The sequence below is a fragment of the Bradyrhizobium yuanmingense genome (assembly GCF_900094575.1).
Taxonomy (GTDB): domain Bacteria; phylum Pseudomonadota; class Alphaproteobacteria; order Rhizobiales; family Xanthobacteraceae; genus Bradyrhizobium; species Bradyrhizobium yuanmingense.
Genome location: NZ_FMAE01000001.1, coordinates 744827 through 763826 on the forward strand (window position 1 = coordinate 744827; position 19000 = coordinate 763826).

Annotated in this window: 15 protein-coding genes; all 15 read right to left on the reverse strand. The window is 66.2% G+C overall.

Annotated elements, in window-relative coordinates; all coding sequences use genetic code 11:
- Nucleotides 1-10 precede the first annotated feature (10 nt).
- The 15 genes from GA0061099_RS03370 to GA0061099_RS03440 all read right to left on the reverse strand — a co-directional run bounded on the left by GA0061099_RS03370 (nt 11) and on the right by GA0061099_RS03440 (nt 18953).
- Nucleotides 11-901: an outer membrane protein assembly factor BamD gene (locus tag GA0061099_RS03370; protein ID WP_036028334.1), complete on the reverse strand. Its 891-nt coding sequence runs from the start codon at nt 899-901 to the stop codon at nt 11-13.
- A gap of 243 nt (nt 902-1144) precedes the next feature.
- Nucleotides 1145-2107 (reverse strand): UDP-3-O-acyl-N-acetylglucosamine deacetylase, encoded by a 963-nt coding sequence (gene lpxC, locus GA0061099_RS03375; RefSeq protein ID WP_036028336.1) that lies wholly within the window; start codon nt 2105-2107, stop codon nt 1145-1147.
- A 364-nt stretch (nt 2108-2471) separates the two neighbouring features.
- Nucleotides 2472-4259: a cell division protein FtsZ gene (gene ftsZ, locus GA0061099_RS03380; protein ID WP_074447532.1), complete on the reverse strand. Its 1788-nt coding sequence runs from the start codon at nt 4257-4259 to the stop codon at nt 2472-2474.
- Nucleotides 4260-4346: 87 nt separating this feature from the next.
- Nucleotides 4347-5669: a cell division protein FtsA gene (gene ftsA, locus GA0061099_RS03385; RefSeq protein ID WP_036003557.1), complete on the reverse strand. Its 1323-nt coding sequence runs from the start codon at nt 5667-5669 to the stop codon at nt 4347-4349.
- Nucleotides 5666-6694 (reverse strand): cell division protein FtsQ/DivIB, encoded by a 1029-nt coding sequence (locus tag GA0061099_RS03390; RefSeq protein ID WP_036028353.1) that lies wholly within the window; start codon nt 6692-6694, stop codon nt 5666-5668. The genes ftsA and GA0061099_RS03390 overlap by 4 nt, the downstream gene beginning before the upstream one ends.
- 350 nt (nt 6695-7044) lie before the next feature.
- Complete coding sequence (locus GA0061099_RS03395) at nt 7045-8031, reverse strand: D-alanine--D-alanine ligase family protein (RefSeq protein WP_036028358.1); 987 nt, start codon at nt 8029-8031, stop codon at nt 7045-7047.
- Between the two features lie 150 nt (nt 8032-8181).
- Nucleotides 8182-9099 (reverse strand): UDP-N-acetylmuramate dehydrogenase, encoded by a 918-nt coding sequence (murB, locus tag GA0061099_RS03400; RefSeq protein ID WP_036028355.1) that lies wholly within the window; start codon nt 9097-9099, stop codon nt 8182-8184.
- 4 nt (nt 9100-9103) lie between these two features.
- Nucleotides 9104-10507 carry a UDP-N-acetylmuramate--L-alanine ligase gene (gene murC, locus GA0061099_RS03405; protein ID WP_036003548.1) on the reverse strand — a complete coding sequence of 468 codons (1404 nt, stop codon included), beginning with the start codon at nt 10505-10507 and terminating at the stop codon, nt 9104-9106.
- A gap of 149 nt (nt 10508-10656) precedes the next feature.
- Complete coding sequence (gene murG / locus GA0061099_RS03410) at nt 10657-11757, reverse strand: undecaprenyldiphospho-muramoylpentapeptide beta-N-acetylglucosaminyltransferase (protein ID WP_074447533.1); 1101 nt, start codon at nt 11755-11757, stop codon at nt 10657-10659.
- 116 nt (nt 11758-11873) lie between these two features.
- The gene (gene ftsW / locus GA0061099_RS03415) at nt 11874-13025 is read right to left on the reverse strand and encodes a putative lipid II flippase FtsW (RefSeq protein ID WP_036003534.1); all 1152 of its coding nucleotides are present in this window, start codon (nt 13023-13025) and stop codon (nt 11874-11876) included.
- Between the two features lie 101 nt (nt 13026-13126).
- Nucleotides 13127-13420, reverse strand: a complete 294-nt coding sequence (locus GA0061099_RS03420) for a hypothetical protein (protein WP_036003531.1) — start codon at nt 13418-13420, stop codon at nt 13127-13129.
- A 30-nt stretch (nt 13421-13450) separates the two neighbouring features.
- On the reverse strand, nt 13451-14851 hold the full coding sequence (murD, locus tag GA0061099_RS03425) for a UDP-N-acetylmuramoyl-L-alanine--D-glutamate ligase (protein WP_036028364.1): 1401 nt from the start codon (nt 14849-14851) through the stop codon (nt 13451-13453).
- A gap of 7 nt (nt 14852-14858) precedes the next feature.
- Complete coding sequence (mraY, locus tag GA0061099_RS03430) at nt 14859-15962, reverse strand: phospho-N-acetylmuramoyl-pentapeptide-transferase (RefSeq protein ID WP_036003524.1); 1104 nt, start codon at nt 15960-15962, stop codon at nt 14859-14861.
- A 139-nt stretch (nt 15963-16101) separates the two neighbouring features.
- Entirely contained in the window at nt 16102-17484 is a 1383-nt protein-coding gene (locus GA0061099_RS03435; protein WP_074447534.1) for a UDP-N-acetylmuramoyl-tripeptide--D-alanyl-D-alanine ligase, read from the reverse strand.
- On the reverse strand, nt 17481-18953 hold the full coding sequence (locus GA0061099_RS03440) for a UDP-N-acetylmuramoyl-L-alanyl-D-glutamate--2,6-diaminopimelate ligase (RefSeq protein WP_036028372.1): 1473 nt from the start codon (nt 18951-18953) through the stop codon (nt 17481-17483). Before GA0061099_RS03440 ends, GA0061099_RS03435 begins: the two co-directional genes overlap by 4 nt.
- Between the last annotated feature and the right edge of the window lie 47 nt (nt 18954-19000).

Consider the following 19000-nt stretch of genomic DNA (forward strand, 5'->3'; position numbering starts at 1 on the left):
ACCAAATTTCCTAGCCGAGACCCATCTTCTTGAAGGTCCGGCTGATCCAGGACCCCTGATTCTCGCTCGGCTCGAGACCGCCGGATTTTACAAGATTATAGGCGTCCTTGTACCAGCGGCTGTCAGGAAAATTGTGCCCAAGCACCGCCGCCGCGGTCTGCGCTTCGCCAACGATGCCGATCGCCATATAGGCCTCGGTGAGCCGGAACAGCGCCTCCTCGACATGGCGAGTGGTCTGGTACTGGGTCACGACGGTCTTGTAACGATTGATGGCGGCCGTGTAGTCGCGCTTCTGGGCGTAGTAGCGGCCGACATTCATTTCCTTGCCGGCGAGCTGGTCGCGCGCGCCCTCGATCTTGGCCTTGGCCGAGGTCGCATATTCCGAGTTCGGATATTTGCGCACCACCTCTTCCAGCGCAGCGATCGCCTTTTCGGTGCGGGTCTGGTCGCGGCTGATGTCCGGGATCTGGTCGTAATGGGAGGCGGCGATCAGGTATTGCGCATAGGCCGCATCCGGGCTGCCGGGATGCAGCGTGACGTAGCGGGTGGCGGCACCGATGCAACCGTCATAATCGCCGCCCTGATAGGACGCATAGGCCGACATCAGCAGCGACTTGCGGGCCCAGTCGGAATAAGGATGCTGGCGGTCGACCTCTTCGAACTTCTTGTTCGCCGCCTTCATGTCCTTCTTCTCGTTCATGAGGTACAGGCCCTCATTGTAGATCTTGTCGGCGGGCTCCTCGACGAAGGTGTCATCCTTGGCGGTGAACTTGTCCCAGAGCGCGCCCGTGCCGCATCCGGCGAGCGGCAGCGCAAGAACGATGAAGGTGACGGCCTGAATCAGCCCGCGGGCTCGCGACGAGACCGAGAAATATCCGCGCGTCATACGCTGTGCCGACATGAGTTTAAGCCCTGACGCCCTGTGATGCGGTGTCCGCCAGCCCACGAACCCCTCATGGGCGCGAAATGTAACCGTGGTGCCTGCCATGCGACCACGCCGATGTATCCGAAAACGATCGTTAACGAACCGGATAGGGAGGCATTTCGCCCGGATTAAGGCGAACCTGCCGCAATGCTAGCCGATCATGGTTACCAGGAGTTTCCCGGGGGGCCGCCAACCGCGTTCTGAAGGCGGCAGGCCGCGTCAGGACACATCCGGTCCGAAGGCCGCAGCGACCCGGCCGCCGACGATGCCGCGACCGACCTCGCCCACGGCACGCGTGGTGCGGCGGGCAGCCTCGCCCTCGACCACCCGCCAGGCGGTCCGGTCGGCGAGCAGCGCCGTCAGGACGGCGTGGTTGAGCTTGTGGCCGCCACGCACCGAGCGGTAGGCGCCAAGCAGCGGCAGGCCGGCCAGCGAGAGGTCGCCGATCACGTCCAGCACCTTGTGACGGGCGCATTCATCGGCGTAGCGCAGGCCTTCGGTATTGAGCAGCCGCTCGTCATCGAACACGACGGTGTTGTCGAAGGAGGCGCCGAGGGCATAGCCCGCGCTCCACAGCCGCGCGACATCGTTCATCAGGCCGAAGGTCCGAGCCCGGCCGACTTCGCGGCGGAAACCTTCCGGATTGAGGTCGAAGGCGTAAGCCTGCTGGCCGATGACGGGATTGGTGAAATCGATCTCGACCTCGACGCGGAACCCGTTGGTGTGGGGCCTGATCTCGCCGAAGGAGTCGCCGATCTTGACCGAGATCGGCTTCAGAACCTGGATGAAGCGGCGCTGCGCCGGCTGGGTGACGATGCCGGCCTGGTCGATTGCCGCGATGAAGGCGGCGGCGCTGCCGTCCATGATCGGGACTTCGGGACCGTCGATCTCGATGGTAGCGTTGTCGACACCCATTCCCCGCAGTGCAGCAAGGACATGCTCGGCGGTGGACACCAGCGGACCGTTGCGGTCGCCGAGGACGGTGGCAAAGTCAGTCGCAATCACCTGCTCGGCGGTGGCCTGAACTTCGCGGTCACTTCCCTCAAGTCCGGTCCGGACAAAAATAAAACCCGCGTCGACAGGCGCAGGCCCAAGCGTGAGAGTGACAGGAAGACCGGAATGAACGCCCACGCCTGCCACAGAGGCTTGCGCACGAAGCGTTGTTTGCCGGCTAAATTTCATCAGGAACCCGCCCCACTAAGACCCACTGCGACTTATACGAGACCCGCTTGGCCGGCCAGAGCCGACGCTACCGAATCTCCGTATCCCCAAGTCACGGCAAACCATAGTTGCAGCCTCAAACAGCGCCAACTCACGCTTTTTTACCGATTGTTACCCCAAACCTGCCGTATTCGCGCCAAGGCTTAACCAAATTGCGCCGGGTTTCGGGACCGCTATCGGCAGTTCTACTGAACCACCGAAGCCGTAATTAATCATTTAAAATCAGTTGTTTGGCTGCTCAATCCGGACATGCCCGGGACAAAAGGAAAGGTCCCGGCGAGCTCCTCGCCGGGACCTTTTTTTGTCTGCCTTATTGTAACAATCCTCAGGTCGCCTGCCGCCGCAGGAAGGCCGGGATATCAAGATGGTCGTCACCCTGTGGCGCCGGCGCAACAGGCGCGGGGCGGCCATGGACGTCCAGACCCTGCGGCGCGGGACGGCGGGCATACTCCGATACCGGCTCGTTGGACGCGATCTGCTGCGCCACGGTCTTCTGCGGCCTGCGCTCGGGCAGCGGCGGCATGGCGGGACCGGCGGTGCGGGCCGCGACCGGTGGCTCGCTTTCCTCGTCGCGACGGCCGAGGCCGACATTGGCGAGGCGCTGCAGCAGCGACAGGCGGGTCTTCTGCGGGGTCTCCTCCTCAGCCTCGCCGCGGGCCTGCCGAATCTCGGCTTGCGCCGGCATCGGCAGCTCCTCGATTCGCGGCATGCGCGGCGCGCGGGCCGGACGCTCGGCCTGCGGCGGGATGAAGGTATCAGGCGTCATCGGCTCCTGCACCGCGACCGGGGCCATGTCGGCCTCCGGGAACAGGGTCGGCTTCTGCGCGATCGGGCGCACGGTGACGTCGCCATAAGTCTGTGGCGCGGGCGGCTGCGGCACCTCGGAAACGGCAGCGGCGATCGCGGCGAGCGCAGCACGCTCGACGTTCGGACGGGGCGCGGCGGCAGCCGGAGCCGGCGCGGCGGCCGGGGTCTGGGCTTCCAGCTTCTGAGCGCGCTCGGCCAGACGCTGATTGTCGGCACGCAGCCGGGCGGTCAGGTCGGCGAGACGGCTCTCGGCGGCGGCGGCCGGGGCGGCAGCCTGCTGCATCTGCGGTGCCGGGTTGGCGACGGGCGCAGAGGTGGCCTGGCTGTTGCGGGCGATCGCGGCCTGCTCGATGCCGGTGGCGACCACCGAGACGCGGATCAGACCGTCGAGCGCTTCGTCGAAGGTGGCGCCGACGATGATGTTGGCGTCCTGGTCGACTTCCTCGCGGATGCGGGTCGCGGCTTCGTCGACCTCGAACAAAGTGAGGTCCTTGCCGCCGGTGATGGAGATGAGGAGGCCCTTGGCGCCCTTCATCGACGAGTCGTCAATCAGCGGGTTGGCGATCGCGGCTTCCGCGGCGGTCAGCGCGCGCTTGTCGCCGGAGGCTTCGCCGGTGCCCATCATCGCCTTGCCCATCTCGCGCATGACGGCGCGGACGTCGGCGAAGTCGAGGTTGATCAGGCCTTCCTTGACCATCAGGTCGGTGATGCAGGCGACGCCCGAATAGAGCACCTGGTCGGCCATCGCGAAGGCGTCAGCGAAGGTGGTCTTCTCGTTGGCGACCCGGAACAGGTTCTGGTTCGGGATGATCAGGAGCGTATCCACGACCTTGTGCAGCTCGGAGATGCCGGCTTCGGCCGTGCGCATGCGGCGCTGGCCCTCGAAGTGGAACGGCTTGGTCACCACGCCGACGGTGAGGATGCCCATGTCGCGCGCGGTCTTGGCGATGACGGGAGCTGCACCCGTGCCGGTGCCGCCGCCCATGCCTGCGGTGACGAACACCATGTTGGCGCCCGAGAGATGGTCGCGCAGCTCGTCGATCACCTCTTCCGCTGCCGCGGCGCCGACGTTCGGCTGCGAGCCGGCGCCGAGGCCTTGCGTGACGGCCGTGCCCATCTGCACGATGCGCTGCGCTTTCGACATCGTCAGCGCCTGCGCGTCGGTGTTGGCGACCACGAAGTCGACGCCCTGCAGGCCCGCCGTGATCATGTTGTTGACGGCGTTGCCGCCGGCGCCGCCGACGCCGAACACGGTGATCCGGGGCTTCAGTTCGTGAATATCAGGAACATTGATGCTGATGGTCATGGTTGCCTCTCGATCACGCGCGCGTGGGTTCGCCCCGGCCGGTGGCCGCGGGAGTTGGTGAAAATCGAAGATTGCGGAAAGCGGTCATCAGAAGCCCTCGCGTAGCCATCGTCCGACCTTTCCGAAATATCCGCCGGTCCCTGTCTTGATCTGCTGCCGCGTATGCCGCGGTTCGACATGTTCGAGGTGAACATATTGCGGGTAGACCAGAAGTCCGGCCGGCACCGCGAACGCGGCGTTCTTCGCCTCGTTGGGAAGCCGGCCGAAACCGAGCGGACGACCGACCCGCACGGGCCGGCCGAGAATCCGGGTGCCAAGATCGACGAGGCCGGTCAGCTGGGAGGCCCCGCCCGAGAGCACGACGCGGCCGTTCGGCTCTGCGGCGAAGGGCGAATCCTTCAGCTTGTCCCGAACCATTTCGAAGACTTCCTCGGCACGGTGCTTGACGATGTTCGCGATGGTGGCGCGGGAGACGATCTGCGGCAGATCCTGCTCGTCACCGGCTGTCGGCACAGACATCAGCTCACGCGAGTCCGATCCGCCGGTGATGACGGTACCGTATAAGGTCTTGATTCGCTCGGCATCGGCAATGGTCGCCGAGAGTCCGCGCGCAAGATCCATCGTGATGTGTTGCCCGCCGACCGCAAAACCCGCCGCATGCACGAAGCGGCCGCCCGAATAAACGGCAATCGTGGTGGTGCCGGCGCCCATCTCGACGACAGCGGCGCCGAGATCGGCCTCGTCGTCGGTCAGCACCGACAGTCCGGCCACATAGGGGCTGGCTGCCATGGCTTCGACATTGATGTGGCAGCGCTCCACGGCCAGCATCAGGTTCCGCGCCACGGTGGCGTCGCAGGTGACGACGTTCATGTCGACGCCGAACTGGTGCGCGACCATGCCGCGGGGATCGCGGATTCCTTTGACACCATCGAGCGTGTAGCCGACCGGCAGGGCGTGCAGCACGGTCCGGCCTTCGCCGGTGGCGTGGCGCATGCCGGTGGAGGTGACGCGACTGACGTCGGCCGGCGTCACGGCGCCGCCACGAATGTCGGCGGCAGCCTCGACCAGCTGGCCGGCGAGCCGGCCGCCGGAGACCGACAACAGCACGGACTCGACCCGCACCTTGGCCATCTTCTCCGCGAGCCCGACGGCCTGGCGCACCGCCTGCTCGCATTCGCCGAGATCGATCACCGCGCCGGCCTTCATGCCGCGCGCCTGGATCTGGCTGTAGCCGATCAATTCCACCGCATGTGTGCGGCCGCGCAGCGCATCGCTCGGCGGCGACGGCTTCAGCCGCGCGATCATGCAGGCGATCTTGCTGGTGCCGATGTCGAGGCAGGCGACGATGCCGCCGCGCTTGTGCGGCATCGGGCGCGTCTTCGGCGTCTGGGTGCGATCGAGACCGGTCATGCGGAATCCCCGGCCTTCTTTTTCTTCTTGTCCTTGAACAGCTCCTCGCGCGCCTTGGCGGCGTCCTCGGAGAGCTGCACCACCAGCCGGTCCGGCAGGCGCATGTCGACGGCGACGATATCGCGCGAGAACAGCCTGTCCTCCTTGTCGAGCTTCGACAGCATCGCAAGCGCGTTGCCGACGTCCTGCTCGGGCAGGCGAATGTCGAGACCGTCCTTGAGCCGCAGGTTCCAGCGCCGCTCGCCGACGTAGATCGCGGCCTTGGTCACCGAATGGACCTGCGGGTAGCGCGCCAGCAGCGCCAGGAAATCGCGGGCCTGGGTCTCGGCGCCCTTGCCGACCACGAGCGGCAGCGACAGGAAGCGGCGCGAGACATAGGGCTCGAGCACGGCGCCGTCGTCGGCGATGACGGAGAGCCGGCCGGCCTCCTGCCACAGCGCGAACGCCTTGCGCTCGGTGAGCTCGATCATGAGCTGGCCCGGATAGAGCTTCAGCACGGTCGCATCCGCGATCCAGGGATTGGCCTTGAGCTTGTCGCGCACCGCCTCGGCATCGAGGAACAGCAGCGAGGAGCGGCCGCTGACGCCGCCGATCGCGAGGATCTCGTCCTGGGTCAGCTGCTTGCGGCCGTTGATGACGACGGAGGTGATGCGGAAGCCGGCGGAATTGGCCAGCGCATTGCGGGCATCGCTGACCGCGGTGACGAAATCCTGGAGGTGGCCGCCCTTGACAATGCCGAAGCCGCAGCTGCCGATCAACAGCAGCACGGTCATGCTGAGGCCGACCCGGCGCGGCAGATAGCGCTCGACCAGCGCGACCAGGCGCGGCGGCGGCTCGCGCTCGACGGCGGCCTTGGCCTGGGCTTTGGCTTTGGCCTTGTCCCTGGCGGCAGCGCGCGCCTCTTCGCGCTTGACCTGCGCCCACTCGCGCAGAAGCACGACCGCTCCGATAGCGGCCGCCTTCAGGTCAGCTTGGGGCCTCAGCGATCCGAAAAGCGATCGGGTGAGGCGTCCTGCACCATCCATTGCACGAGCTCGTCAACAGTTTGCCCGCGACATCGCGCGGATCCTGGCGAACATGACGTCTCGGACTTGCCGGGCCGGGTGCTGGTCTTCAGCAGAAGAAAACCTCTCCCCTTCAAAGCGTTCGCTGGAGGTGACATCACCCGCGACAGCTCACGCGCCGGCAGCCAAAGCGCCATATGCGCCGCCAGCGTTAACCTTCGGACGTCCTGGTAAACAAAAGGTAAAATTCGTTAACGACCTGCGCATTTTGCCTCGCGATATCTGGCATTTGCGCCGCCATGTCCGGCATTTTACCGGTTTTGGCCACCAAACCGGCCCGTTTCGCCGGTCCGGCCGTTAACCAGTCCTGACTATTTCCGCACGCGCTGGCAGGCGAGCTCGACCAGGCCGCGCAGGAAGTCGACGAACTCGATGCCTTCGGCTTTCAGCGCCTTGGGGTAGAGCGAGGACTTGGTCAGCCCGGGCAGCGTGTTGGTCTCGAGATAGACGAGGCCCTTGTCCGAGACGATGAAGTCAGAGCGGGAATAGCCGGTGCAGGACATTGCGCGATGGGCCAGCATCGCCTGCGCCTGGAGCGCGGCGGTGATCTCGGGTGCGAAGCGGCCGGGGCAGATCTCCTGGGTCGACTTCAGAAGATATTTCGCCGCGTAGTCGAAATTGCCCTCGCCCGGAATGATCTCGATCGGCGGCAGCGAGATGATCGAGCCGTCGGTGCGCTCCAGCACGCCACAGGTCGCCTCCACGCCGGCGATGTAGGGCTCGATGACGTACTCTTCATGCTTCGCTGCGTTGCGGACAGCGACGAGGTCCTGCTTGGCATTGACGAAGATCAGGCCGTAGCTCGACCCGTCGCGCGCGGGCTTTGCGATCAGCCTTCCATACTCGGCGAAAGCCTCGTCGATATCATCGAGCGCAAGATTTTCCGGCGGCGTCACGCCGCCGAGCGCGGCGAAGCGCTTGGCTGCGATCTTGTCGAAGGCCAGATGCGACGACGCCGAGCCCGAGCCGGTGAAGGGCACGCCGCGCGCCTCGCACATCACCTGCAATTCGCCGTTCTCGGCACGCCCGCCGTGCAGGCCGAGCACCAGCACGCGATCCTCAGCCTTGGCCCGGTCGAGCGCCTGCGCGAGCGGGACGCCGCGCGTGCCCGGCTTGAATTCGTCCTCGAACGGGCGGGCATGCTCGAGCAGCTGCTTCGACTGCACGACGTGCACCTTGTCCTCGACGTCCCACCACCAGAGGTCAGCCTCGGGCAGCGCCTGATGCAGCGCCTGGGCTGTGGCAACCGAGACGAGACGCTCGCGGTTGGAGCCGCCGAAGAGGATGGTGATGCGCATGTTCATAGTCTCTCTCGTTCCGTCATTCCGGGGCGCGACGTAGTCGCGAACTACGGTGCGCAATTGCGCACCTGAGAATCCATTCATCCACGAACTCCGCCGCCCTATGGATTCCGGGCTCTCGCTTCGCGAGCCCCGGAATGACGGAAATCATGAAACCCCGATCCGCTTGATTTCCCAGTGTAGCTCGATTCCGGAATTCGCCTTCACGCGTGCACGTACCGTCTCGCCCAGCGTCTCGATGTCGTGCGCGGTGGCCTCGCCGGTGTTGATCAGGAAGTTGCAATGCATCTCCGAGACCTGCGCGCCGCCGACGCGCAGGCCACGGCAGCCGGCGGCGTCGATCAGCTTCCAGGCGGAATGGCCGGGCGGATTCTTGAAGGTCGAGCCGCCGGTTTTCTCGCGGATCGGCTGCGCGGTCTCGCGATGGCTCTGCACCTCCGCCATGCGCGCGCGGATCGCCTCCGCGTCCCTGATCTCGCCGCGAAAGCGCGCGGAGGTGAAGATGATGGAGGGATCGACGCCGCTGCTGCGGTAGACGAACTTCATCTCGACGTTGGAGAAGACGTGCTTGGTGCCGTCGCGCCCGACGCCCCTCGCCTCGACCAGCACGTCCTTGGTCTCGTCGCCATTGGCGCCGGCATTCATGCGCAACGCACCACCGATCGTGCCGGGAATGCCGAAATAGAATTCGAGCCCACTGATATTGGCGGAGGCCGCAACTTCGGCCACGCGCTTGTCGAGCGCAGCCGTGCCGGCGGTGACGATGTCGCCGCTCGCAGTCGCCTCGCCGAAGGCGCGCGGCGCGAGACGAATGACGACGCCGGCAATGCCGCCGTCGCGCACGATCAGATTGGAGCCGACCCCGATGACGTAGACGGGAATGGCGGAGGCGAGATGCGCCAGGAAGTAAGCGAGATCGTCCTCGTCCGCCGGCGTGAACAGCACCTGCGCGGGACCGCCGACGCGAAACCAGGTGAGCTCGGCCAGCGACTGGTTCGCCAGCAGCCGCCCGCGAAGCTCGGGCATCGCGGCTTTGAGTGAAGGGGTGAGGTCGGGAAATCCCACCGCGCTACCCCAGCGCCTTCAACTGGTCCGGCAGCGCATACGCCCATTGCGTGATGTTGCCGGCGCCGAGACACACAACGAGATCGCCGCTCTTGGCGATGCCATGAACGATTTTGGCTAGTTCGCCGGCATTGGGCAGCGGGATCACCTCGCGATGGCCGTGGGCGCGCAGGCCGGCGACGAAATGGTCGCGGTCGATGCCTTCGATCGGCGCCTCGCCGGCAGCATAGACGTCGGCGACGACGACCGCATCGGCATCGTTGAAGCAGGTGCAGAACTCCTCGAACAGCGATTGCAGGCGGGTGTAGCGATGCGGCTGCACCACCGCGATCACCTTGCCGGTGTAAGAATCGCGCGCGGCCTTCAGCACGGCTGCGATCTCCACGGGGTGATGGCCGTAATCATCGATCACGGTGACGCCGTTCCACTCGCCGGTCTTGGTGAAGCGGCGCTTGACGCCGCCGAAGCCGGCCAGCGCCTTGCGGATCGCCTCGTCCGACACGCCGAACTCGTGCGCGACCGCGATCGCCGCCGTCGCATTCGAGGCATTGTGCCGGCCCGGCATCGGCAGCGCGAGATCGGCGATCTCGTGCGTGGTGCCGTTCTTGCGGTCGCGGATCACGACCTTGAACTTCGAGCCGCCGCCGCCGGCGGTGAGATCGACCAGCCGCGCATCGGCCTGCGGATTCTCGCCATAAGTGATGATGCGGCGGTCCTCGATCTTGCCGACGAGGCTCTGCACCACGGGATGATCGATGCACATCACGGCAAAGCCGTAGAACGGCAGGTTCTCGACGAAGTGACGAAACGCGTCCTGCACCGCCTCGAAGGTCTTGAAGTGATCGAGATGCTCGGGGTCGACATTGGTGACGATCGCGACATCGGTCGGCAGCTTCAGGAACGTGCCGTCGCTCTCGTCGGCCTCGACCACCATCCAGTCGCCGGCGCCAAGCCGCGCGTTGGAGCCGTAGGCGTTGATGATGCCGCCGTTGATCACGGTCGGATCGAGCCCGCCGGCGTCGAGCAGCGTGGCGACCATCGTCGTCGTGGTGGTCTTGCCGTGGGTGCCGGCGATGGCGACGCAGCTCTTCAACCGCATCAGCTCGGCCAGCATCTCGGCGCGGCGCACCACGGGAATGCGCCTCTCGCGCGCCGCCATCAGTTCCGGATTGTCGCGCTTGATCGCGGAAGACACGACCACGACCTCGGCGCCGTCGATATTCTCGGCCTTGTGGCCGACCGAGACTTTCGCGCCCTTCTTGCGCAGACGGTCGAGATTGTAATTGTCGGCGGCGTCCGAGCCCTGCACGGCATAGCCGAGATTGGCCAGCACCTCGGCGATGCCGCTCATGCCGATCCCGCCGATCCCGACGAAGTGGATGGGTCCGATCTCGCGCGGCAGTCTCATGTGGTTTCCTTGGGGTCATCGTCCGCGAAGGCGGACGATCCAGTACTCCGCGACGCCAGAGATTCAAATCAACTGCGTCGGATACTGGATGCCCCGCTTTCGCGGGGCATGACAAGTGGCTTTTTTGGCCATTCGGGCCGGAACAGGCGTCAGATTCCCGCGGTCTTCACCACGAGATCCGCCAGCCGCTCGGCCGCATCGAGCCGCCCCGCCCCCTTCGCCGCCGCCGCCATGGCGGCAAGCCGTGCCGGCTCGGCGGCGAAGCCAGAAATTTCGGATGCCAGCCGGTCGGAGCTGAACTCGGTCTGCGGGATGCGGATCGCGCCGTCGACCTTGGCCAGCACGCCGGCATTGGCGAACTGGTCCTGGTCGATCGAGCCCGGCAACGGCACCAGGATGGAGGGGCGACCGATCGCGGCGAGCTCGGCCACGGTCCCCGCACCGGAGCGCGATACCACGAGATGATTGGAGGCAAGCCGCGCCGGCAGATCCGTGAAGAACGGCGCGAGCTCGGCCTTGATCTTGAGCTTGTCGTAGACGGCGCGCACGCGGCTCATGTCCTCTTCGCGCACCTGCTGGGTGAGGACGAGACGGCTCCACAGCGCAGGCTCGAGCCGCTCGATCGCGCTAGGCACGATGTCGGCCATGATGCGCGCGCCCTGGCTGCCGCCGACGACGAGCAGACGCAGCGGACCGTTCGGCTCGGGCGCGGCATACTTCACCGCGGCGGCCGCGAGGATCGCCGGACGCATCGGCGTGCCGACGGTCGTCGTCTTGCCTGCCAGCGCCGGATCGCGATCGAGCACACCGGGCAAGGACGTCGCGATGGCGCGCACGCGGCTCGACAGGAACCGGTTGGCGCGGCCGAGCACGGCGTTGGCGTCGTGGATGATGCCGGGCACGCCGGCGAATTTCGCCGCGACCAGCGGCGGCAGCGTCGGATAGCCCCCGAAGCCGACGACGGCGACGGGCTTCAGCCGCTTGATCAGCGCGTAGGCGGACAGCGTGCCGGCGGCAAGCGTGAGGCCGGCATAGGCCAGCTGAAGCGGATTGCGGCCGCGCGCGGTCTCGCTTCTGACGACGTCGATCATGTCCTTGCTGAATAGCCCGCTATAGCGCAGCGCGCGCTCGTCGGTGACGAGGCGGACGCGATAGCCGCGCCGGATCAATTCGACGCCGAGCGCCTCGGCCGGGAACAGATGGCCGCCGGTGCCGCCCGCGGCGAGAAGAATCAGGGGGGACGTGTCCATAATGAGGGCGTTTTACAGGGTCTTTCTCGTCATTGCGAGCGAAGCGAAGTAATCCAGACCACCTCCGCGGAGACAGCCTGGATCGCTTCGTCGCTTCGCTCCTCGCAAATGACGGCTCACGCGTAACTGCGCATCGCCTCGGCGTGGCCGCTCGCCTCGACCTCGGTGCGCGGGCGCAGCCGCGTCAGCGCCAGCATCATGCCTATGCCATAGGCGAGCGAGACCATCGAGGAGCCGCCATAGGAGATGAAGGGCAGCGTCATGCCCTTGGCGGGGATGAGCTGCAGGTTCACCGACATGTTGATCGCTGCCTGCACGCCGAACAGGATCGCGAGCCCGGAGGCCGCAAAGCGCGAGAACATGTCCTCGTTGGCATAGGCGCGCGACAGCGTGCGCATGACGACGAAGGCGAACAGCGCCAGCATCGCAAGGCACAGGATGATGCCGAACTCTTCGCCCGCGACCGCGAAGACGAAGTCGGTGTGGCTGTCCGGCAGGCTGCGCTTGGCGATGCCCTCGCCCGGTCCGAGCCCGAACCAGCCGCCGTTGTAGAAAGCCTCCATGGCGGTATCGACCTGGAAGGTGTCGCCGGAGGCCGGGTTCATGAAGCGCTTGATGCGCCCCGCGACGTGCGGAACGAACAGATAGGCGCTGAACAGGCCGGCCGCGCCGAGACCTGCGAGGCCGAACACCCAGATCATCCGCATGCCCGCGATGAAGAACAGCGAGCCCCACACCATCAGGACCAGCATGGTCTGGCCGAAATCCGGCTCCATCACCAATAGCGCGACCAGCATCAGCAGCAGCACCACCGCCATCGAGGTCGCCGGCATCTCCGGGCGCCTCGTCGATTCCGCGAACAGCCAGGCCGCGATCACGACGAAGGACGGCTTTGCGATCTCGGAGGCCTGGATGTTGACGCCGAGCAGCGTGATCCAGCGGCGCGAGCCCTTCACCTCCGGGCCGAAGGCGAGCGTGAGCACGATCAGGACGATGCTCGCCGCGAAGATGATCAGCGCCGAGCGGCGGATCGCGCGCGGCGACAGGAAGGACACCCCGAGCAGCACGATGCAGGACGGCACCAGGAACAGCACGTGGCGGCTGAAGAAATGGAAGGCATCGAGCCCGATGCGGGTCGCAACCGGCGGGCTCGCCGCCAGCGACAGGATCACCCCGGTCAGCATCAGCCCCAGGATGGCGCCCATCAGCGGCTTGTCGACGGTCCACCACCACTCGGAAAAGGGGGTGCGTTCTTCACGGGAGAGCATGGGCGGCCGCTTTCGGACAGAGGTCCGTTCATTGGTCGCCGAGGTTGGTTACCGGGAGGTTAAAGGGACGGGTAACTTTTGAGCGAAGCGTTGGTGCCGGGCTACGAACCGGGAGCCCTGACGAATCGATAGGGTATGCCGCCAAACGCCAGAGTGAGAACGCCATCCTCGGCGAATGAGAACTGGGTTCGTTCAACTTGTGGAGCTGAGGGCTGGTCGGTGACAATCGTCGAGCCCTCCACCCGATATCGAAGATTGATGATTTGTCGCTTGTCGTGCTCACGAATTGTGTAGCGCAACCCACCGCTCTCATCGAACTCGAGCAGGACATTTCCCAGGCGGGCTAGCGCCAGTTCATCGGTCTCGTCTACAAGCCAGGCGCCTACCAGAGTCATTATGTCATTCAATCGTTGGTGTCGGTGTCCTCACACCACCGGCTGCACACCCGGCAGCGCCTGCACCAGCTCGCGGAACTTGGTGCCGCGGATCTCGAAATTGCGGTACTGGTCGAACGATGCGCAGGCCGGGGACAGCAGCACGACGGCGTCGGTGAGGCCCGACGCTTCCGCATCGCGGGCCGCGTGTTCGACCGCAACGTCCAGGGTCTGGCTGATCTCATGCCCGACCTGTGTGCCCAGCGTGCCCGAAAACTCCTGCGCAGCTTCGCCGATCAGATAGGCCTTGCGGATGCGCGGGAAGAAGCCGGTCAGGCCAGTGATGCCGCCCGCCTTCGGCTTGCCGCCGGCGATCCAGAAGATCTCCGAAAACGACGACAGCGCATGCGCGGTGGCGTCCGCGTTGGTGCCCTTGGAATCATTGACGAACAGCACGTTGCCGCGGCGCCCGACTTGCTCCATGCGATGCGCCAGGCCCGGAAAGCTGCGCAGGCCGTTCTGCAGCACGTCCTGGCTGATGCCCATGGCGAGCGCGACGGCGGCCGCGCAGGCCGCGTTCTGCGCGTTGTGCTGGCCGCGCAGCGAGCCGATGCCGCCGAGCGCGGCGATCTCGCTGCGGGCGCCGCCCGCGGCGCGCACGATGGTGCCGTGCTCGACGTAAATGCCCGACGCGAGCGGGTTCTTGACCGAGATGCGCACCAGGTTCTTGCCAGCGCGGTCGAGCCGGTCGGCGATGTCGCGGCAAAAGCCGTCATCGACACCGACAATCGAGGTGCCGCCGCCTTGCACGCCGGCCACAAGGCGCTCCTTCACCGCGGCGTAATGCTCGATCGTGCCGTGGCGATCGATATGGTCCTCACTGACATTGAGCAGGATGCCGACGGAGGGATCGAGCGAGGGCGTGAGGTCGATCTGGTAGGACGACATCTCGATGACGTGGACGCGGCCCGTGCGCGGCGGCTCCAGCGACAGGATTGCGGTGCCGATATTGCCGCCCATCTGGGTGTCGTAGCCGGCGACCTTGGTCAGATGCGCAATCAGCGCCGTCGTGGTCGACTTGCCGTTGGTGCCGGTGATGGCGACGAACGGCGCGTCCGGCGCATGGCGGCGCCGCTCACGGCAGAACAGCTCGATGTCGCCGATCACCTCGACGCTTGCCTCGCGCGCCTTCAACACGCTCCAATGCGGCACCGGATGGGTCAGCGGCACGCCGGGCGCGAGCACCAACGCGGCGAACTGCGCCCAGGAGACGTTGCGCAAGTCCGCGGTGATGAAGCCGGCCTGCGCGGCCTTGGCGACGTTCTCGGCATTGTCGTCGGCGGCTATCACGTCGGCGCCGCCGGCCTTCAACGCATGGCAGGAGGCGAGCCCCGAGCCGCCGAGGCCGAACACCGCGACCGTCTTGCCGGCGAAGGACGTGACGGGGATCATCGATCGGTCACCGCAGCTTCAGCGTCGAGAGGCCGGCGAGCGCCAGCATCACCGAGATGATCCAGAATCGGATCACGATCTGCGGCTCGGTCCAGCCCTTCTGCTCGAAGTGATGGTGGATCGGCGCCATCGCGAACACGCGCTTGCCCGTGAGCTTGAAGGACACGACCTGCACGATGACCGAAACCGCCTCGAGCACGAACAATCCGCCGATCACCGCGAGCACGATCTCGTGCTTCACCGCGACCGCGATCGCGCCGAGCATGCCGCCGAGCGCGAGCGAGCCGGTGTCGCCCATGAAGATCGAGGCCGGCGGCGCGTTGAACCAGAGGAAGCCGAGCCCGGCGCCGAGCAACGCGCCGCAGAGCACCGCGAGCTCGCCGGTGCCGGCGACATATTTGATCTGGAGGTAATCGGCGAACACCAAGTTGCCGGTGAGATAGGCGATCATCGCGAAGCTCGCGGTGGCGATCATCACCGGCACGATGGCGAGGCCGTCGAGGCCGTCGGTGAGGTTCACCGCATTGCCGGCGCCGACGATGACGAAGGCGCCGAAGACGACGAAGAACCAGCCGAAATGCAGCACGGTATCCTTCAGGAAGGGAATCGTCAGCGCGGTGGAGGCGGGATCGCGGTTGAGCCGCACCAGCGCATAGCAGGCGACCAGCGCGATCACGGCTTCGATCAAGAGGCGCAGCTTGCCGCCGAACCCGGTCGTGGTCTGCTTGGTCACCTTGAGGTAATCGTCATAGAAGCCGACGAAGCCGAAGCCGAGCGTCACCGCCAGCACGATCCAGACATAGGGGTTGAGCGGATTGGCCCACAGCACGGTGCCGACCGTGAGCCCGGACAGGATCATCAGCCCGCCCATGGTGGGCGTGCCCTTCTTGGAAAGATGCGATTGCGGACCGTCGGTGCGGATCGGCTGGCCCTTGCCCTGACGGATGCGCAAGTGATCGATGATCCAGGGGCCGAACAGGAACACGAACAGCGCGCCGGTCACGATGGCGCCACCGGTGCGGAAGGTGATGTAGCGGAAGACGTTCAGGAAGGTGCGAAAGGCACCGAAGCCCGGAAATGTGTTGGAAAGCTCGATCAGCCAGTAAAACATTCAGACGGTCCTATGGCGCCTTTGCACGTCCAGGTGCTTCACGCGCATTCGCTGGTCTTCGTCATGGGCCGCGCGTTTCGGGAAACGGACGGCTTCCGCCGCAAAGGGTGGGATTCGGGAACGGCGTCTTCCAAGCAGTTTACGCCTTTGCCTGCAAGGCGGCCACCAGCCCCGGCACAAACTTGTTGACCCAGAACATCTTCTTGCTGCCCTTGACAACCACGACGTCGCCTGCCTTCAGCAGATTTGCGACCTCGTCCGGCTTCAGCGTGGCGGGATCGTCGTGCCAGCCAAGACCCTTGCCCGAGGGCAATGCGTCGAACAGGTGGCGCATCAGCGGCCCGACGCAATAGACGCCGTCGATGCCGTCGAGGTGGCTGGCAAGGCCGGTGTGATAGCTCGTTGCGTCCGCACCGAGCTCGAGCATGTCGCCGAGAATCGCGATGCGGCGGCCGCCGCTCATGTTGCGCGCCTGCAGACTTTGCAGCGCCGCGGCCACGCTGGCCGGATTGCCGTTGAAGCTGTCGTCGATCACGGTGATGTCGCCGACCGCCTGCTCGACGCCGCGGCCGGTCATGATGCCGACGCGGTCGAGCTTGACCGCGAGCGTCGCGACGTCGAGATGCGCGGCATGAACCGAGGCGAGCGCTGCCAGCGCATTGTGCACCCGGTGCGGCGCGCCAGGGGTGAGGCTGAAGGCGATCTCCTTCCTGCCGATCGCGGCCACGACCTGCCAGCTCTCGCCGTGCGGCGCGTGCGCGACCTCGTGCACCTCGGCATGCTCGCCGCCGAAGCGCACGACCTTGCCCTTCCACTCGGAAGCCTTGATTCCGGCGGGCAGCACCAGCACGCCGTTCTCGGGCAGTCCGAGCGCGATCGATACCTTCTCGCGCCGGATGGCTTCGAGCGAGCCGAGCTTTTCCAGATGCACCGGCTGGACGTTGACGACGAGCGCGACGGTCGGCTGCGTGAGCTCGCTGAGACGGGCGATCTCGCCCTTCTGGTTCATGCCCATCTCGACGACCCAGAGGCTGGCGTCCCGCCTGGCATTGCACAGCGTCAGCGGCACGCCCCAGAAATTGTTGAAGCTCGAGGGGCTCGCATAGGCGTTCGGATAGGCGGCGATGAATTCCTTGGTGCTGGTCTTGCCGGCGCTGCCGGTGAGCCCGATCACCGGGCCGTTGAAGCGCGCGCGTGCGGCGCGCGCGAGGCCCCAGAGGCCGTCGATCAGCGTGTCCTTGACCACGATCTGGGGGATGCGGATGCCCGCGATCTCGTGCGGCACGATCATCGCCACTGCGCCTGCGGCTTCCGCCTTGTCGGCGAACTCCCAGCCGTCGCGCGCGCTGGCGAAAGCCGAGATGAAGCCGCCGCTCGGCGTGCCGCTCAGCGCAACGAACAGGCTGCCCGGCTTCACCAGCCGACTGTCCTGGGTGACGAAGTCTATTGCCGTGTCCGGGAAAGATCCCGTAACACCAAGCGCGCGCGCGACCTCGGCAACCGTCCATATTGGCCCGCTCATGCAACCCTCGACGCTAGTGCGGCGGCGACCGCCTCGTGATCACTGAAAGGCAGCACCTCGCCGCCGACGATCTGCCCGGTCTCGTGGCCCTTGCCGGCGATGAGCAGCGCATCGCCCTCCTGCAAGTCCTCGATCGCGGCGCGGATCGCCTCGGCGCGGTCGCCGATCTCGCGGGCGCCCATGGCGGCGGCGAGGATCGCGGCGCGGATGGCTTCCGGCTTCTCGCTGCGCGGATTGTCGTCGGTGACGATGACGGCGTCGGCGTTCGCCGCCGCGATCTCGCCCATGATCGGACGCTTGCCGGCATCGCGGTCGCCGCCGGCGCCGAACACGACGACCAGCTTGCGCTTCGCATAAGGCCGCAGCGCCTGCAGCGCCTTCGCGAGCGCATCGGGCTTGTGCGCATAATCGACGAAGATCGGCGCGCCGTTGCGCTCGCCGACGCGCTCGAGCCGGCCCTTGGCGCCTTCGAGATGTTCGAGGCTCGCAAACACGTTTTCAGCATCGCTGCCCGTGCCGATGGCGAGGCCGGCCGACACCAGCGCATTCTCGATCTGGAATTCGCCGACCAGCGGCAGCCGGATCGCGTGAGCCCTGCCGCGATGTTCGACCGTAAGCTTTTGCGAGAAGCCTTCGACTACGGCCTCCGTGAGGCGAATGCCCTCGCCGGCGCCATCGCCGTTGCGGCCGACCGCCATGACGCGCAGGCCGCGCGATGTTGCCGCATCGATCGCCTCCGCCGAGCAATCATGATCGGCCGAGATCACCGCCGCGCCATCAGGCGGCACCAGCTCGCGGAACAGGCGGAGCTTGGCCGCGAGGTAATGCGCAACGGTCGGATGGTAATCCATGTGGTCGCGCGAGAGATTGGTGAAGCCGCCGGCCGAGATCCGCACACCGTCGAGGCGATATTGGTCGAGCCCGTGCGAGGACGCCTCGAACGCGAGATGCGTGACGCCCTCGCGCGCGATCTCGTCCAACTGCCGGTGCAGCACGATCGGATCCGGCGTAGTCAGCGAGCCATAGACGGTGCGCTTCTGCGACACGAGACCGATGGTGCCGATGCTGGCGGAGGCGTGCCCGAGCCGCTCCCAGATCTGGCGTGTGAACGCGGCGACCGAGGTCTTGCCGCTGGTTCCGGTCACCGCGGCGATCGTCGCAGGCTGCGCCGGGAAAAACCTCGCTGCGGCCAGCGCCAGCGCCCGGCGCGGATTGGCGCTCGTGATGAACGGCACCTTGCAGGCGGCCGGCGCATGGTCGCCGACGACCGCCACCGCGCCCGCCGCAATCGCAGCATCGATGAAACGGGCGCCGTCAGTCTTGCTGCCTGCGAGCGCGAAGAAGAGATTGCCCGGCTGGACCACGCGGCTGTCGAGCGCAACGCCGCTCACCTCGAGCGCCGCAGCGGCGGGCTCGATCGCGGCATCATTGCCCTTGACATCCTGACCTAAGAGGTCGCGCAGCTTCATGGTGTTCCAGTCGACATGCCGTGCCGGAAAGCCGAATCCTCCGGGGA

Excerpts from the sequence above, each read along its gene's own strand:
- murC (WP_036003548.1), bottom strand. The coding sequence starts at position 10,507 with ATGAGACTGCCGCGCGAGATCGGACCCATCCACTTCGTCGGGATCGGC.
- ftsZ (WP_074447532.1), bottom strand. The coding sequence starts at position 4,259 with ATGACCATCAGCATCAATGTTCCTGATATTCACGAACTGAAGCCCCGG.
- GA0061099_RS03370 (WP_036028334.1), bottom strand. The coding sequence starts at position 901 with ATGTCGGCACAGCGTATGACGCGCGGATATTTCTCGGTCTCGTCGCGA.
- murG (WP_074447533.1), bottom strand. The coding sequence starts at position 11,757 with ATGGACACGTCCCCCCTGATTCTTCTCGCCGCGGGCGGCACCGGCGGC.
- murD (WP_036028364.1), bottom strand. The coding sequence starts at position 14,851 with ATGATCCCCGTCACGTCCTTCGCCGGCAAGACGGTCGCGGTGTTCGGC.
- mraY (WP_036003524.1), bottom strand. The coding sequence starts at position 15,962 with ATGTTTTACTGGCTGATCGAGCTTTCCAACACATTTCCGGGCTTCGGT.
- ftsW (WP_036003534.1), bottom strand. The coding sequence starts at position 13,025 with ATGCTCTCCCGTGAAGAACGCACCCCCTTTTCCGAGTGGTGGTGGACC.
- lpxC (WP_036028336.1), bottom strand. The coding sequence starts at position 2,107 with ATGAAATTTAGCCGGCAAACAACGCTTCGTGCGCAAGCCTCTGTGGCA.
- GA0061099_RS03420 (WP_036003531.1), bottom strand. The coding sequence starts at position 13,420 with ATGACTCTGGTAGGCGCCTGGCTTGTAGACGAGACCGATGAACTGGCG.
- GA0061099_RS03435 (WP_074447534.1), bottom strand. The coding sequence starts at position 17,484 with ATGAGCGGGCCAATATGGACGGTTGCCGAGGTCGCGCGCGCGCTTGGT.
- GA0061099_RS03390 (WP_036028353.1), bottom strand. The coding sequence starts at position 6,694 with ATGGATGGTGCAGGACGCCTCACCCGATCGCTTTTCGGATCGCTGAGG.
- GA0061099_RS03395 (WP_036028358.1), bottom strand. The coding sequence starts at position 8,031 with ATGCGCATCACCATCCTCTTCGGCGGCTCCAACCGCGAGCGTCTCGTC.
- ftsA (WP_036003557.1), bottom strand. The coding sequence starts at position 5,669 with ATGACCGGTCTCGATCGCACCCAGACGCCGAAGACGCGCCCGATGCCG.
- GA0061099_RS03440 (WP_036028372.1), bottom strand. The coding sequence starts at position 18,953 with ATGAAGCTGCGCGACCTCTTAGGTCAGGATGTCAAGGGCAATGATGCC.